Source organism: Pseudomonas sp. Root71 (assembly GCF_001429045.1).
Taxonomy (GTDB): domain Bacteria; phylum Pseudomonadota; class Gammaproteobacteria; order Pseudomonadales; family Pseudomonadaceae; genus Aquipseudomonas; species Aquipseudomonas monachiensis.
The window spans coordinates 105,699-121,387 of record NZ_LMHY01000005.1; the positions used below are offsets into that span (position 1 = coordinate 105,699).

General features: G+C 59.9%; 13 protein-coding genes. 3 read left to right on the top strand and 10 right to left on the bottom strand.

Annotation, left to right across the window (positions count from 1 at the left end):
- Positions 1 to 152 precede the first annotated feature (152 nt).
- The 3 genes from ASD95_RS06710 to ASD95_RS06720 are packed head-to-tail and all read left to right on the top strand — an operon-like array spanning position 153 to position 5,364.
- Positions 153 to 1,256, top strand: a complete 1,104-nt coding sequence (locus ASD95_RS06710; RefSeq protein WP_056726946.1) for an efflux RND transporter periplasmic adaptor subunit — start codon at positions 153 to 155, stop codon at positions 1,254 to 1,256.
- Positions 1,253 to 2,317 (top strand): efflux RND transporter periplasmic adaptor subunit, encoded by a 1,065-nt coding sequence (locus ASD95_RS06715; RefSeq protein WP_056726945.1) that lies wholly within the window; start codon positions 1,253 to 1,255, stop codon positions 2,315 to 2,317. The genes ASD95_RS06710 and ASD95_RS06715 overlap by 4 nt, the downstream gene beginning before the upstream one ends.
- A complete protein-coding gene (locus ASD95_RS06720) occupies positions 2,314 to 5,364 on the top strand; it encodes an efflux RND transporter permease subunit (protein WP_056726944.1) in 3,051 nt (1,016 codons plus the stop codon). The genes ASD95_RS06715 and ASD95_RS06720 overlap by 4 nt, the downstream gene beginning before the upstream one ends.
- A gap of 98 nt (positions 5,365 to 5,462) precedes the next feature.
- Here ASD95_RS06720 and ASD95_RS06725 read toward each other — a convergent pair whose 3' ends face one another.
- The 10 genes from ASD95_RS06725 to tcyN all read right to left on the bottom strand — a co-directional run bounded on the left by ASD95_RS06725 (position 5,463) and on the right by tcyN (position 15,687).
- Positions 5,463 to 6,092, bottom strand: a complete 630-nt coding sequence (locus ASD95_RS06725) for a class I SAM-dependent methyltransferase (protein ID WP_056726943.1) — start codon at positions 6,090 to 6,092, stop codon at positions 5,463 to 5,465.
- Between the two features lie 139 nt (positions 6,093 to 6,231).
- Entirely contained in the window at positions 6,232 to 6,588 is a 357-nt protein-coding gene (locus ASD95_RS06730) for a DUF6124 family protein (protein WP_056726942.1), read from the bottom strand.
- A gap of 360 nt (positions 6,589 to 6,948) precedes the next feature.
- Positions 6,949 to 7,593, bottom strand: a complete 645-nt coding sequence (locus ASD95_RS06735) for a methionine ABC transporter permease (RefSeq protein ID WP_056726941.1) — start codon at positions 7,591 to 7,593, stop codon at positions 6,949 to 6,951.
- On the bottom strand, positions 7,583 to 8,704 hold the full coding sequence (locus ASD95_RS06740; RefSeq protein ID WP_056726940.1) for a methionine ABC transporter ATP-binding protein: 1,122 nt from the start codon (positions 8,702 to 8,704) through the stop codon (positions 7,583 to 7,585). The genes ASD95_RS06735 and ASD95_RS06740 overlap by 11 nt, the downstream gene beginning before the upstream one ends.
- A 2-nt stretch (positions 8,705 to 8,706) precedes the next feature.
- Positions 8,707 to 9,516 carry a MetQ/NlpA family ABC transporter substrate-binding protein gene (locus ASD95_RS06745; RefSeq protein WP_056726939.1) on the bottom strand — a complete coding sequence of 270 codons (810 nt, stop codon included), beginning with the start codon at positions 9,514 to 9,516 and terminating at the stop codon, positions 8,707 to 8,709.
- Positions 9,517 to 9,645: 129 nt separating this feature from the next.
- Positions 9,646 to 10,998: an LLM class flavin-dependent oxidoreductase gene (locus ASD95_RS06750; RefSeq protein WP_056726938.1), complete on the bottom strand. Its 1,353-nt coding sequence runs from the start codon at positions 10,996 to 10,998 to the stop codon at positions 9,646 to 9,648.
- Complete coding sequence (locus ASD95_RS06755; RefSeq protein ID WP_056726937.1) at positions 10,999 to 12,192, bottom strand: SfnB family sulfur acquisition oxidoreductase; 1,194 nt, start codon at positions 12,190 to 12,192, stop codon at positions 10,999 to 11,001.
- Positions 12,193 to 12,230: 38 nt separating this feature from the next.
- Positions 12,231 to 13,463, bottom strand: coding sequence for an SfnB family sulfur acquisition oxidoreductase (locus tag ASD95_RS06760; protein ID WP_056726936.1), 1,233 nt, complete (start codon positions 13,461 to 13,463; stop codon positions 12,231 to 12,233).
- Between the two features lie 223 nt (positions 13,464 to 13,686).
- A complete protein-coding gene (locus ASD95_RS06765) occupies positions 13,687 to 14,451 on the bottom strand; it encodes a hypothetical protein (RefSeq protein WP_056726935.1) in 765 nt (254 codons plus the stop codon).
- 480 nt (positions 14,452 to 14,931) lie between these two features.
- Positions 14,932 to 15,687 (bottom strand): L-cystine ABC transporter ATP-binding protein TcyN, encoded by a 756-nt coding sequence (gene tcyN / locus ASD95_RS06770; protein ID WP_056726934.1) that lies wholly within the window; start codon positions 15,685 to 15,687, stop codon positions 14,932 to 14,934.
- Positions 15,688 to 15,689: the final 2 nt, after the last annotated feature.

A 15,689-nucleotide genomic window follows, 5' to 3' on the forward strand; every position in this document is an offset into this window, starting at 1 on the left:
GGGGCTCATTGTCAGGCATGCACAGGAGTCTATGGCAAGTGTTTCAGGGCTAAAAAAGTGTGAACTTTTTCTTCATAAGACGCTCGTGCAAGGTTCCCATCCTGTTCTAAGCTCTCTGTCGTGTTGTACGTGAAAAAGGCCAAGGAGTTTGCATGGTGGTTCCCGGATTGAAAGTAGTAATGGCCTTGAGTGTCGTCACCCTGCTGACGGCTTGCGACGAAAAAAAGCCCGTGCAGGAATACCTGCCACGGGTGTTCGTGCAAGTCGTCAAGCCGGCGGATTACGCGGCCTCGATTACCCTCACCGGTGATATCCAGGCACGGATACAGACGGAGCTGTCTTTTCGTGTAGGGGGCAAGATCATCCAGCGCTCGGTTGACGTCGGTGATCGAGTGACAGCCAAACAAGTGCTGGCTCGGCTCGACCCGAAGGATCTACAGACCAGTGTCGATTCGGCCCAGGCGCAAGTCGTCGCCGAACAGGCGCGGGTGACCCAGAGTGCGGCGGCGTTCGTGCGCCAGCAAAAACTGCTGCCCAAGGGTTACACCAGCCAGAGCGAATACGACTCGGCCCAGGCAGCCTTGCACAGTAGTCAGAGTGCCTTGAGCGCCGCCAAGGCGCAGTTGGCCAATGCCAAGGATCAACTGAGCTATACGGCACTGATCGCCGATGCGCCGGGGATCATTACCGAGCGCCAGGCAGAGGTTGGCCAGGTGGTGCAGGCAACCATGCCGGTCTTCAGCCTGGCCCGTGACGGCGACCGGGATGCGGTGTTCAACGTCTATGAATCACTGCTGGCCGAGAAGCCGAAAGATCAAACCATCGTCCTCAGCCTGCTCGACAACCCGGCGATCAAGACCACCGGCACCGTGCGCGAAGTCACCCCCTCGGTGTCGGCGCAATCCGGCACCGTGCAGGTCAAGGTCGGTCTCGACAAACTGCCCGACGGCATGCAGTTGGGCTCGGTGGTGAGTGCCACGGCCAGGGGATCGGGCAAGTCGGTCATCGAGTTGCCGTGGTCGGCACTGACCAAAAACATCAGTGAGCCTGCTGTCTGGATTGTCGACGACAAGGGCAAGGCCCAATTGCATTCGGTCACCGTCAGCCGCTACCTGACTGGCAAGATCATCATCAGCGACGGGTTGAAGGACGGCGACAAAGTCATCATCGCGGGCGGACAACTCTTGCACCCGGACATGGAAGTCGAAATTGCCGAAAACACTTACAAGGATCTGACGTGGGGAGCCAAGCCATGAAGCCTTTATGGGCGTTGTCCATCGGGCTGGTGCTGAGCGCCTGTTCCAAAAGCGAACCGCCGCCGGCGCCGGTACGGCCGGTGCTGTCGATCAAGGTCCAGACCTTGAATGAAGAGGACCTGGGCCGCTTCGCCGGCAGCATCCAGGCGCGCTATGAAACCGATACCGGTTTCCGTGTGGGTGGGCGAATCGCCAGCCGTAACGTTGATGTCGGCACCGAGGTGGAGAAGGGTACGCTGCTTGCCACCCTCGATCCTTCCGACCAGCAGAACCAATTGCGCTCGGCCCAGGGCGATCTGTCGAAAATCCAGGCGCAACTGATCAACGCCAAGGCCACGGCCCAGCGCCAGCAAGCCTTGTTTGACCGTGGGGTTGGCGCGCAAGCGCAACTCGACGAGGCCAATACCGACCTGAAAACCACCCAGGCTTCACTCGATCAGGCCCGGGCGGCCGTCAACCAGAGCAAGGACCAACTGGGCTACACCGAACTGCGCGCCGACCATAAAGCCGTGGTCACCCAGTGGAGTGCCGAGGCCGGGCAAGTGGTGTCGGCCGGTCAGCAAGTGGTGACCCTGGCGCAACCGGACATCAAGGAAGCGGTGATCGACCTGCCCGATACCCTGGTCGATCAACTGCCCAGCGATGTGGTGTTCCTGGTCGCTGCGCAGCTGGACCCGAGCATCAACACCACCGCCATCATCCGCGAAATCGAACCCAAGGCTCAAAGCGCCACACGCACCCGTCGCGCCCGCCTGACCCTGGCCGAAACGCCACCGGGCTTTCGCCTGGGTACGGCCATCAGCGTCACCCTGAGCTCGGCGATCAAGCCGCGTATCGAATTGCCGGTCACCGCACTGCAGGAGGTCGATGGCAAACCACGTATCTGGGTGATTGATGCACAGAGTAAAACCGTCTCTCCCCGTGACATCCAGGTGATCAGCCGTACCGACAGCACCGTGGTGCTGGCTGGCGGCGTGAAGAACGGCGAGCGGGTGGTCAGTGCCGGTGTGAACAGCCTCAAACCGGGGCAGCAAGTGAAAATCGACGAGGACAGTCAATGAAAGGGCCTTTCAACCTCTCGGAATGGGCCCTCAAGCATCAGTCGTTCATCTGGTATCTGATGTTCGTCGCATTGCTGATGGGTGTGTTCTCGTACTTCAACCTGGGGCGCGAAGAAGACCCTTCGTTCACCATCAAGACCATGGTGATCCAGAGCAAATGGCCGGGGGCGACCCAGGAGGAAACCCTCAAGCAGATCACTGACCGGATCGAGAAGAAGCTCGAAGAACTCGACTCCCTCGACTATGTGAAAAGCTACACGCGCCCCGGTGAGTCCACGGTGTATGTGTACCTGCGCGACACCACCAGTGCCAAGGACATTCCGGAGATCTGGTATCAGGTACGCAAGAAGATCAACGACATCAAGTACCAGTTCCCGCAAGGCATACAAGGGCCGTCGTTCAACGACGAGTTCGGTGACGTCTTCGGCTCGATCTACGCCTTCACCGCCGACGGCCTGACCCTGCGTCAGTTGCGCGACTACGTGGAACAGGCACGCATGGAAATTCGCGGCGTGCCGGGGTTGGGCAAAATCGAAATGGTCGGCCAGCAGGATGAAGTGCTGTACCTGAACTTCTCCACACGCAAACTCGCAGCGCTGGGTATCGATGAGCGTCAGGTGGTGCAGAGCCTGCAAACCCAGAACGCCGTGACCCCGGCGGGTGTCATCGAGGCCGGGCCGGAGCGGATTTCGGTGCGCACTTCAGGGAAGTTCGCTTCGGAGAAAGACCTGGCCGAGGTCAACCTCAAGCTCAACGACCGTTACTATCGTCTGGCCGACATTGCCGAAATTCGTCGCGGCTATGTCGATCCGGCCTCGCCGGAATTCCGCTACAACGGCAAACAGGCCATCGGCCTGGCGATTGCCATGCAGACGGGGGGCAACGTCCAGGCGTTCGGCAAGGCCTTGCACGCCCGGATGGACCAGTTGACCGCCGACCTGCCGGTGGGTGTCGGCATTTACAACGTCTCCGACCAGGCCGTGGTGGTGGAAGAGGCCGTCGGTGGTTTTACCAGTGCCTTGTTCGAGGCGGTGGTGATCGTGTTGCTGGTCAGCTTCGTCAGCCTCGGCGTGCGCGCCGGGCTGGTGGTGGCGTGCTCGATCCCGTTGGTGCTGGCGATGGTGTTTGTGTTCATGGAATACAGTGGCATCACCATGCAGCGGATTTCCCTCGGTGCACTGATCATCGCCCTCGGCCTGCTGGTGGACGATGCGATGATCACCGTGGAAATGATGGTCACGCGCCTGGAGATGGGCGAGACCAAGGAGCAGGCGGCGACCTTTGCCTACACCTCCACGGCGTTCCCGATGCTCACCGGTACGCTGGTGACAGTGGCGGGCTTCGTGCCGATCGGCTTGAACGCCAGCTCCGCCGGTGAGTACACCTACACCCTGTTTGCGGTAATTGCCTGCGCGATGCTGGTGTCGTGGGTAGTGGCGGTGCTGTTTGCGCCGGTGATCGGCGTGCACATTCTCAGTGCCAACGTGAAGCCCCATGAAGGTGAACCCGGGCGCATCGGCAAGGCGTTCAACGGTGGGCTGCTGTGGTGCATGCGCAATCGCTGGTGGGCCATCGGCATTACGGTGCTGTGTTTTGTGTTGGCGCTGTTCAGCATGCGTTACGTGCAGAACCAGTTCTTCCCGTCTTCGGATCGTCCGGAAATCCTGGTTGATCTGAACCTGCCGCAAAACGCCTCGCTCGACGAAACCCGCCGGGCTGTCGATCGCCTTGAAGCCACGCTCAAGGACGATCCGGACATCGTGCGCTGGAGCACCTACGTCGGTCAGGGCGCGATCCGTTTCTACCTGCCACTGGACCAGCAACTGCAAAACCCGTTCTACGCGCAGTTGGTGATCGTCAGCAAAGGCCATACCCGTGAAGCCATGATGCAGAAGCTTCGCGAGCGCTTGCGCAACGACTTCGTCGGCATCGGTGGTTATGTCCAGGCACTGGAAATGGGCCCGCCGGTAGGGCGTCCGATCCAGTACCGGGTCAGCGGCAAGGACATCGACCAGGTACGCCGACATGCCATCGACCTGGCCACTGAGCTGGACAAGAACCCGCACGTTGGCGAGATCATCTACGACTGGAACGAGCCGGGCAAAGTCCTGCGCATCGACATCGCCCAGGACAAGGCGCGGCAATTGGGGCTGTCTTCCGAGGATGTGGCCAACCTGATGAACGGCATTGTCAGCGGCCAGACGGTGACTCAGGTCGATGACGACATTTACCTGATCAACGTGGTCGGGCGCGCGGTGGATTCCGAGCGCGGAACGCCGGAAACCCTGCAGAACCTGCAAATCGTCACGCCTAGTGGCACGTCGATTCCGCTGCTGGCGTTTGCCACGGTGCGCTACGAACTGGAGCAGCCGTTGGTATGGCGTAGGGATCGCCTGCCGACCATCACCATCAAGGCGGCGATTCGTGACGAGATCCAGCCGACGGACCTGGTGAAAATCCTCAAGCCATCCATCGACGCTTTCGCAGCCAAACTGCCGGCGGGCTACAAGGTCGCCACCGGTGGTACGGTGGAGGAAAGCGGCAAGGCCCAGGGGCCGATTGCCAAGGTGGTGCCGCTGATGCTGTTCATGATGGCGACCTTCCTGATGATCCAGCTGCACAGCGTGCAGAAGCTGTTCCTGGTGGCCAGTGTCGCGCCGCTGGGGCTGATTGGCGTGGTGATCGCGCTGGTGCCTACCGGTACGCCGATGGGCTTCGTGGCGATCCTCGGGATCCTGGCGCTGATCGGTATCATCATCCGTAACTCGGTGATCCTGGTGACCCAGATCGAAGAGTACGAGCAGAAGGGCTACGCGCCGTGGGATGCGGTGGTGCAGGCCACCGAGCATCGACGTCGGCCGATCCTGCTGACCGCTGCGGCGGCGAGCATGGGGATGATCCCGATTGCCCGGGAAGTGTTCTGGGGCCCGATGGCCTACGCAATGATCGGCGGGATCGTCATCGCCACCTTGCTGACGCTGCTGTTTTTGCCGGCGCTGTATGTGGCCTGGTACAAAATTCGCGAGCCGAAGAAAGAGGCGCAGTAAAGGCGAGCGCTTCGCGCTCATCGCGAGCAGGCTCGCTCCCACAGGTTGACCGCGTTCAATTGTGGGAGCGAGCTTGCTCGCGATGGCGTCCGAATTGACTACACAGCCTTACGCCAGACACTCGCCAACCAAGGCTGCTGCTCCCGCGGCAGCCCCGTTGGCCGGTAGTAATGCTCAAGCTCCACAAACCCCGCCTCGATCAACAATTGCTGCCAGGCCGCAAGGTCGTGATACGACCCATAACGTGTCCCGTTCCAGCCTTCCTGATTTTCGCCACGGGGATTGGAACTGAACAACACCCCACCCGGTTTCAACGCTCCCCACAACTGCTTCAACACCCGCGGTAATTCCTGACGCGGAACATGAAACAGCACCGCATTGGCAAAGATTCCGTCGAAACGCTCGGCCGGCAGATCAAGCTTCAGGAAGTCCTGCTGCCACACCTCGCACCCGCTGTCCTCACGGGCCATCTGCGCGAATTTTTCCGAACCGTCGAGGCCGACCGCCTTGTGGCCCATATGAGTGAACGTCTGCAAATCCCGACCCGGCCCACAACCAAAATCGAGAATGTCGAAAGGCGCTTCGCCCTGAATGTGCCGCAGCAGGGCATCGATGTTCTGGCTGACGTCGTGATCGCGCGTGCCTTCTCGGAAACTTTCGGCCGTCGAGTTGTAGTGGCCCAGGGTCGTGGAGGTGATCTGTTCGAGGTCGTCGGGTGTTTGCTTCATGGTCGGCTGCGCAGGAAAAAGGAGATGTGTTGACTATAAGCGCTTTCGCGCTTTGAAAGATCGCAGCCTGCGGCAGCTCCTACGTGTGAACGCCAAACTCTGTAGGAGCTGCCGAAGGCTGCGATCTTTTGGCCTTGGCTCAGCCCTGCTTCATCCCCAAACACTCAATGGAGTGATCCACCATCGCCTTGGCAATCTCCAGCAAATGCCAGATCGAGTACACCATCGCCCGGTCGGCACCCTTGAGTTGATCGCCACACTGATACGCCGTGACCGAAGCACAACGCAGCAGATCGGCGACATAGAGCTGGGTGTCTTCAAAACTCACGTCCTTGCTGACGTTGTAGAAGCGCATTTCATCGGGGGGTGTGGGTTGCTTGCCGGTGAGGTGGAAATCGATGGCGCGGTAAAGCGCGGAACGATCCCTGAGCAAATCGTCGGTGACGGTTTCGGTGGTAGGGTTTTCGGGAGGTGGATCGGGAACGGATTTCTTCATTGGTAAAACTCCTGGTATCTATTGGAGCCAACCGATATCGCGACTAAACGAACAGGGGTGGCGGCTGCACGCAGGTTAGTCGACCGGTCACCAGGAAACCCGGCGCACCCAAGGGTGCCCTGCGCACAGCCACCATAAATTTCAGATAATAAAAAATACCTGACATGAGGTGGCGCTGTACGCCTGGTAAGATCCGGGCGACTAAACCCGATCACTGATGAGCAGTGACGGACCGAGACTAGCCACGGAAAATGGCAGGCGCAAGCGAGCGAAATGATCTAGGAAACGTCCTGCAAAAGAAAGGGAACGGGCCTTCGGAATCGCTGATTTTCCTGTGCGAAATATCGCTAGGATCTTCACTTACCGCTTATTCAACCCCCGCGCCAACCGATCCCCACCCAATTGAATCACCGCCACCACCGCCACCAGCAACACAATCACCGTCAGCATGATCTGGCTATCAAAGCGCTGATACCCATACCGATAGGCAATGTCCCCCAGCCCACCCGCGCCAATCGCCCCGGCCATGGCCGACGAATTGATCATCGTCACCAGGGTGATGGTGAACCCGCCGACAATCCCCGGCAGCGCCTCCGGCAACAACACATGCCAAACGATGTGCCAACGCCGACAGCCCATGGCTTGCGCCGCTTCGATCAACCCATGATCGACCTCGCGCAGGCTGACTTCGGCAATGCGCGCAAAGAATGGCGTAGCGGCGATGGTCAACGGCACCACGGCCGCCCATACGCCGTAGGTGGTGCCTACGATCAATCGGGTGAACGGAATCAGCGCCACCATCAAAATCAGGAACGGAATCGAGCGAAACAGGTTCACGAATGCACCCAGTGCGCGGTTCAGTGCCGGGGCTTCGTAGATGCCGCCCCTGGAACTGGTGACCAGGATCACCGCCAGCGGAATGCCCGCCAACAGCGCGATCAATGACGACACGCCGACCATCAAGAACGTGTCGATGAAACCTTGCAGCAAGCGGTCAAACCACATAGCCCAGTACCTCCACTTGTTGCGCCCATTGGCCGGCGCGTTGACGCAATTGCTCGGCACCGAGAGTCGAGCCGGTCACTGCCAGCAGCAGTTGCCCGAGGGCATGGCCCTGAATCCGTTCCACGCCGCCTTGCAGCAATCGCACACGGCCTCCGAGGGCGCTGAACAGTGCCGCCAGGTCCGGTTCGTCGCGTTGGCTGCCGGTGAACTGCAAGCGCAGGACCACGGCTGCGTCGCTGGACTTTGGCTGCGCCTGCAAACGGCTTTGCAGCTCTTTGGGCAATGCATGTTGCAACGGCGCCAGCATTGTCTTGCTGACCTCATGCTGCGGATTGCCGAACACTTCCCACACCGGGCCTTGCTCGACGATGCACCCATGCTCCAGGACAACCACGCGATCACAGATCTCACGGATCACCGCCATCTCGTGGGTGATCAGCACAATGGTCAGGCCCAGGCGCTGATTGATCTCGCGCAGCAGGCCGAGGATCGACTGCGTGGTCTCCGGGTCGAGCGCCGAGGTGGCTTCGTCGCACAGCAGAATTTCCGGGTCATGTACCAGCGCCCGGGCAATGCCCACGCGCTGTTTCTGCCCGCCGGACAACTGCGCCGGGTAAGCCTTGTGCTTGGCCTGCAAGCCCACCAGCTCCAATAGTTCACGGACCTTCTGCTCGCGTTGTTCCTTGGGCACGCCGGCGACTTTCAGCGGCAGTTCGACGTTCTGCCAAACGGTCTTGGCCGACATCAGATTGAAGTGCTGGAAGATCATGCCGATGCGCCGACGCAGCGCCACCAGGCGGTCTTCGTCGAATTCGCCGATGTCCACTTGATCGATCAGCACCCGACCGCTGCTCGGTTGTTCCAGGCGATTGATGGTGCGGATCAGCGACGACTTGCCGGCGCCGCTGCGACCGATGATGCCGAACACTTCGCCGCGCTGGATCGCCAGGTCGATGCCGTGCAACGCGGCCACCGGGCCTTGCTGGCCATTGTAGGTTTTACCCAGATTGATGAAGCGCACATGAGCACGATTGAGCTCGGGATGCAGCTCGGTTTGTTCAGCGCGTTGAGGCTCTGGAAGCTCCAGTCGCCGTTGAATGGCGGCGGTCATGTTCAGCTTTCCCAACCGGCTTGATAGAGCTTGCCGTGGGCCTTATCCAGCGCGGCGCGCACCGCGGGTGAGTGCTGGTAGATGTCGACGAACTTGATCAGGCGCGGGTCGGTTTTGCTCTTGGGCTGGATCACGAACTGAATCACGTACTCCTTGTGATCGAGGCCGTCGAACAGCAGCGCAGAGCCTGCGTCGAAGGTTTTCGACAAGCGAATGTAGGCCGGGTAGCCCTGCACCAGATCGGCGTCGTCATAGGCGCGCACCAGTTGCACGGCTTCGACCTGGAGGATCTTGATGTGCTTCGGGTTGGCGATGATGTCTTCTTCGGTGGCCTTGTAGCCGACGCCGGGCTTGAGGGTGATCAGGCCGGCCTTGGCCAGCAGCTGCAAGCCACGACCGCTGTTGATCGGATCGTTGGCGATGGCCACGCTGGCGCCTTGCGGCAGTTCGTCGAAGCTTTTGTATTTCTTCGAGTAGAGGCCGACGTTGTTGATGATCCCGGGGGCGAACGGCACCAGGTCGAAACCTGATGCTGCCTTGGCGTTCTCCAGGAACGGGATGTGCTGGAAGTAGTTCACGTCGATGTCGCCTGAAGCCAGGCTGACGTTCGGTGCGATCCAGTCGCTGAACTCCACCAGTTCGACTTTCAGGCCTTGTTTGCCGGCTTCTTCGACCGCCGCTTCAAGGGGAATGGCGAAGGCGGCGGTGGTGCCGATTTTCAGTGGGGCGTCGGCGGCGAAGGTTACCGAGCTGAACAGGCCGAGGGCCAGGGCCAGTGCTTTGACTGGGTGGGAGAGGTAGTTCTTTTTCATGATGAGTTATCCAGTCAGTGCATTAAGTTTGTGGTGTCTGTTCGGGCCTCATCGCGAGCAAGCTCGCTCCCACAGGGTTTTTGTGAACACCCGAGATCCACTGTGGGAGCGAGCTTGCTCGCGATGCTTTTAGCGGCGGTAAGCCGAACCGGTATGTTGCTCAGGCAAATGCGCCTCTCGCTGAAACAGCTTTTCGCGCAAGGTGCCGCTGTCGTACGCCGTCTTGTACGAGCCCCGCCGTTGCAACTCGGGGATCACCAGTTCGATGAAATCCTCATAGCTTTCCGGCGTGACAATCCGCGTCAGGTTGAAACCATCCAGCCCGGTTTCGGCGATCCAGGATTCCAGTTCATCCGCCACTTGCTGCGGTGAGCCGACCACGGTGATGTAGCGCCCGCCAAGGGCGTGTTGTTCCAGCAATTTGCGGCGGGTCCAGTCGTTGTTTTGCAGGTGTTTGGTGGCGGACTGGATCGCGTTGCTCTTCACGTACTGGATCGGCTCGTCGATTTCATATTGGGAAAAATCGATCCCGGTGGACGCCGAAAAGTGCGCCACGCCGGCCTCGGCACTGGCGTAGCTCAGGTATTCGGCGTGCTTGGCCCAGGCCCGCTCTTCGGTGGCGCCAACGATCACGTTCAGGCCCATGAACACCTTGATGTCTTCGGGATTGCGCCCGGCGGAGGCGGCCGCGGCGCGCACCTTGTCCACCTGCGCCTTGGTCGATGCCTTGGTCTGGCCGCTGATGAACACGCACTCGGCATGTCGCCCGGCGAACAGCAAACCGCGATCCGAACTGCCGGCCTGGAACAGCACCGGCGTGCGCTGTGGCGAGGGCTCACAGAGGTGATAACCCTCGACCTGATAGAACTCGCCCTTGTGCTCGACCTTGTGCACTTTGTCTGGCTGCGCGTAGATCCGTTGCCGTGGATCGTTGAGCACCGCGCCATTTTCCCAACTGCCTTCCAGGAGTTTGTAGAGCACCTCCAGGTACTCGTCGGCCTGGTCATAACGACGGTCATGCTCAACCTGTTCACTACGGCCCATGGCCTTGGCAGCGCTGTCGAGATAGCCGGTGACGATGTTCCAGCCGACCCGCCCACGGCTCAGGTGATCCAGCGTCGACAGGCGGCGGGCGAACAGATACGGCGCTTCGTAGGTGAGGTTGGCGGTCAGGCCGAAGCCGAGGTTTTTCGTCACTGCAGCCATGGCCGAGACCAGCAGCAGCGGATCGTTGACCGGCAACTGGATCGACTCTTTCAACGGCACGTCCACCGAGTTCCGGTAGACGTCGTAGACCCCGACGATGTCGGCGATGAACAGGCCGTCGAACAGCCCGCGCTCCAGCAGCTGCGCCAGTTCGGTCCAGTATTCGATCGTGTTGTAGCGGGTGGACGTATCGCGCGGGTGCGTCCACAAGCCATGGTTGATGTGCCCGATGCAGTTCATGTTGAAGGCATTGAGCAGGATCTTTTTCTTGGCCATTCAGATGGTCCCCCGCAGTGGCGGGTTTTCATCGTTGAGGTAGTAATTGCCCACGGCGTGGTACTTCCAGCGTACCGGGTCGTGCAGGGTGTGTACCCGGGCGTTGCGCCAGTGGCGGTCGAGGCCGTGTTCGATCAGGGTCGCCTGGCTGCCGGCCAGTTCGAATAGTGTGCTGCCGGCGGCCAGGGAGATTTCGGTGCTGAGGGCGCGGGTTTCGGCGACGGCAATCGACGCCGCTGCGACGGTCTCGGCGTTCGTGTCGGCCTGGGCCTTGTCGAGGTATTCACCGGCACGCTCCAGCAGTGCCTCGGCGGCGTGCAGGCGAATGCTCAGGTGGCCGAAGCTCTTGAGGGTCAATGGATCGTCCGTGGCTTTTTCGTGGGTGGCGTCGATCCACGGCCGGGTTTTGGTGCGCACGAAGTGCAGCGCATCTTCATACGCGGCGCGGGCGATGCCGGTGTCGATGGCGGCATGGAGAATCTGCGCCAGCGGGCCGACCGGGGTCGGGCGCTCGAAAGCGCTTTGAAAGGGGATGACATCTTCAGCAGCAACAAAGACATCTTCGAACACCACCGAACCGCTGCCGGTGGTGCGCTGGCCGAAGCCGCTCCAGTCGTCGATCACACTCAGGCCCTTGCTGTCGCGTGGCACGAACGCCAGTTGCTGCACACCGTTTTCATCCACCACCGAGGTGGGAATGCGCTGGGCGTAGATCGCGCCCGTGGCGTAGAACTTGCGACCATTGATGCGATAGCCGCTGCCATCGCGAGTCAGGCTGGTGACCCGATCGTGTGCGGTTTTGGTGCCGAGTTCAGCCAACGCATTGCCGAAGCGCTGACCGGCCAATACTTCGGCGTACAGGCGTTGCTTCTGCTCGTGGCTGCCGTTCACCCGCAGTACTTCGAGGGCATAGAAATGGTTCTGCGGAATCTGCCCCAGGGAGCCGTCGGCCCGGGCGATCAAGGCGATGACGTTGGCCAGGGTGATGTTGGAAACACCGGCGCCGCCGTATTCCTTTGGCACGCTGATGCCCCACAGGCCCGAGCGGGAAAACACTTCCAGTTCCGGGTGTGGCAAGCGGCGTAAACGGTCGCGTGTGGCGCTGTCGCGTTTAAAGTCTTCGGCAAGGTCGCTGGCGACGACCAGGGCTTGCTCATCGCTGGTGATGACCGCGACGTGGTGAGAACTTGTCATGTGTTTCTCCAGAGCTCTGGTAAAAAGTGTTCTGGTCGTCAGATCCAGGAATGGCGATTGGGCAGCGTGCCGTTGAGGCGATAGGCGCCGACCGCGTGATACTTCCAGCGCACCGGATCGTGCAGGGTGTGCACCCGGGCGTTGCGCCAGTGGCGGTCGAGGTTGAATTCGGCGAGGGTCGCGCGGCTGCCGGCCAGTTCGAGCAGCTTTTCGCTGGCCAGCAGCGAAATCTCGGTGGTCAGCACTTTGGCTTCGGCCACGGCAATCGAGGCGCGGGCGGCGGACTCGGCGGTGAAAGGTGCGGCGCTGACATCATCGAGCACTTGCCCGGCCTTGCGCAGCAGCGCTTGGGCGGCGTGCAATTCGATTTTCAATCTGCCGATATCGGCGATCACGTACAGGTCATCGCTGGCCCGCTCGACCTTGGCGTCGATCCACGGCCGGGCGCGGGTTTTCACGAAGTCGATGGCGTCGTCGATGGCGCCTCGGGCGATACCGGCGTCGATGGCCGCTTGAATCAGCTGCGAGACGGCACCCTGGATGTTCGGCGTGTCATTGATCCGCCAGTTATCCACCACCAGTTCAGGATCGGCCTGCACGTTGTTGAGCAAAATCGTGCCGCTGGCGGTGGTGCGCTGACCAAAACCGGACCAGTCATCGACGATGCGCAATCCAGGTGTGCCGCGACGGATGAACGCCAGTACTTGCTTGCCATCGTCGTTCAACGCTTTGACTGCGACCCAATGGGCGAACAGTGCGCCGGTGGAATAGAACTTCTGGCCGTTGAGGACGCCGTCAGCGGTGATGCGCGCCTTCAGTTCCAGGGTGTTCTTGGTGCCGCGTTCCGGCCCGGCATTGCCGATGCGCCAGCCGTCGAGGACGCTTTTGAACAGCTGTTTTTTCTGCGCCTCGGTGGCGCTGCCGAGCACCAGGTTAAGAATGCCGAACTGGTTTTGCGGGATCTGCCCAAGTGCCGGGTCTGCCGCGGAAATGATCGCGAAAACCTCAGCCAGGGTAACGAACGAAACCTGCGGGCCACCGTACTCGCGGGGGATGGAAATGCTGCCCAGGCCGCTGCGGGTGAACTGTTCTATTTCAGACCATGGGAGCTTGCGCTGCCGGTCACGTTTGGCCGCTTGCAGGCGGGCGACTTGCGCCAGCTCGTGGGCCGCCTTGATGGCTTGAGCGTCATTGCGCAAGACTTTTGCGGGCAACAACAGCGGGGCGATGTCCAGGTCACTCTGGACGTTTGCATCTGCCAGACTGGACATCAGTGCCGCTCCTTGGCTGCACGCAATGCCCTGGCGATCTGCACTGGGGTGATTGTGTTCCGGACCATACCTACCTCACATCTTATGGAAGCGCCGCTTGTGGCCGCGCATGAAAACAAGGATGTCCGGTGGTCCGGTGTATATACCCTAAACGTGTATAAATATTTTATGAACTAACTTTTAGGAATATGCATAGAAGGATGATTCCGCCAAAGAGGCCTCTTCATCGTCTACGGGGTTCGGCGGCCTTGAGGGGCTGTTTCTTCGGGACTTTCAGATAAGTGTTTGCACAACCAATCTTCAGCGTGCGGGCTGGAGCCCAGCGGGAGTTGTTGCCCACCCGGTCGAGAATGCAGTACGTCACCTCCAGCCGCAGGTCTTCGCCGGCTTCGAGGATGATGGCCGGCGGAATCCAGACATGAATCGGCTGGCCCACATCGGCGGACTTGATCCGTGGCAGATCCATGCGCACATCGCCCCAGCGCAGGGTGATTTCATCGTCGACGGCCATGTTCAGGTACGGCTCGATGGTCAAGGGAACACCGCGTTTGACCTGGCTCGGATTGACCCCCTGACGGCGAATCGCCTCGGGAATGCTCACCGGTGCCAGGCACTGGTTTTCATCGCCGCACAGCTCGGAAGGTTGGCCGCCTGGGCAGTCGAGTTTGATCTGCACGTTTTGGCTGGCCGAAATCACTGGGTCTCGACCCACCTGCATGACCCGGTAGTGAATGCGCGAGGTACCGTTGGCGACAAAGCTTTCAGGCACCCGCAACTGCACCGGTTGGCCGACATCGCTGGCCATCAGCACGCGGGAGGCCACGTAGCAGCTATCCCAGAACAGTTCGATCAGGTCGCCTTCGTCCATGGCGGGGTAGGGCGCCACATCGATCAGCAGGTGCGCCGCACAAGTGACGTTGATGCCGGTCTTGTTGGATTGCGCCAGGGTCGGGGCCACAAGCCCGGATTTGTTCGAGGTGCTTTTCATGAAGTCTCCTTGAAGTTTTGCAACGAAGTCCGTTTCTGGGAAATCAAAAACTAAATATCGAACAGCAAAACCATTCATTACTTTTAATTGAAATAATGAGTTTGGCGTGATGAGTGACGTCGGTTGGAGACTAGATAAGAGTCAGGGGGAGTAAGTGTCAATGAGATTTATTAGTTATGGGTGAAGTGTGCTGTTATTCAGAAAGTTCCTACGGTACGAAGTAAGTAAACCATGGCGGCGTGTCGAATTTGTCCGCTGAAAGTGTCTAAAGCCGGGCGGCTTGGCGTGCGTGGTCGGCCAGGTGTTGTGAAAGGAACCTGGTGGGGAAAGGGAGGTTAATTGTTATTGTGCAGATATATGTACCGCGCGCGCGTACAAGATATGTATGTCGAATAGATTGGGTTAGTTTGGTATTGATAAAGTATTTTTTGCGATGGTGTCACTTCCATCCATGGAAGATGACAATTATTGAACGGGTTGTTAGTTGTGGCTGTTGTTCAGGAACTTGCTGAGAAACTGTTTGGTTCGCTCTTCTTTCGGGTTGGCAAACAACGCCTTCGCTTCGCCTTGCTCGACGATCACGCCCTTGTCGAAAAACACCACGCGATTGGCCACGTCGCGGGCAAAGCCCATTTCGTGAGTGACGATCACCATGGTGCGATTCTCTTCGGCCAGGCCGCGGATAGTCGCCAATACCTCGCCCACCAGCTCCGGGTCGAGGGCCGAGGTCGGTTCATCGAACAGGATCACTTCCGGTTCCATCGCCAGCGCCCGGGCAATCGCCACGCGCTGTTGCTGACCACCGGAGAGGCGACGCGGATAGGCGTCTTCCTTACCCGCCAGGCCTACCTTGGCCAATAGCTTTTTACCCAGGGCAACGGCATCGGCGTGCGCGATCTTCTTGACGATGATCGGGCCTTCGATAACGTTTTCCAGCGCGGTGCGATGGGGGAACAGGTTGAAGTTCTGGAACACGAAACCCACGTGTTGGCGCAAGCGCCGCACCAGGCTCTGCTGCTGGTTCAGGGGGCGGCTGGTATCGACTTCGATATCACCGACCTTGATCCGGCCGCTGGTGGGCTCTTCCAGAAAATTCAGGCAGCGCAGGAAGGTGGTCTTGCCCGAACCGCTAGGGCCGATGATCGCGACCACCTCGCCTTCCTTGACCTCAAGATCGATGCCGTTGAGCACGACTTGACCCTTGAACTGCTTTGTCAGTTTTTCCACGACAATCATTG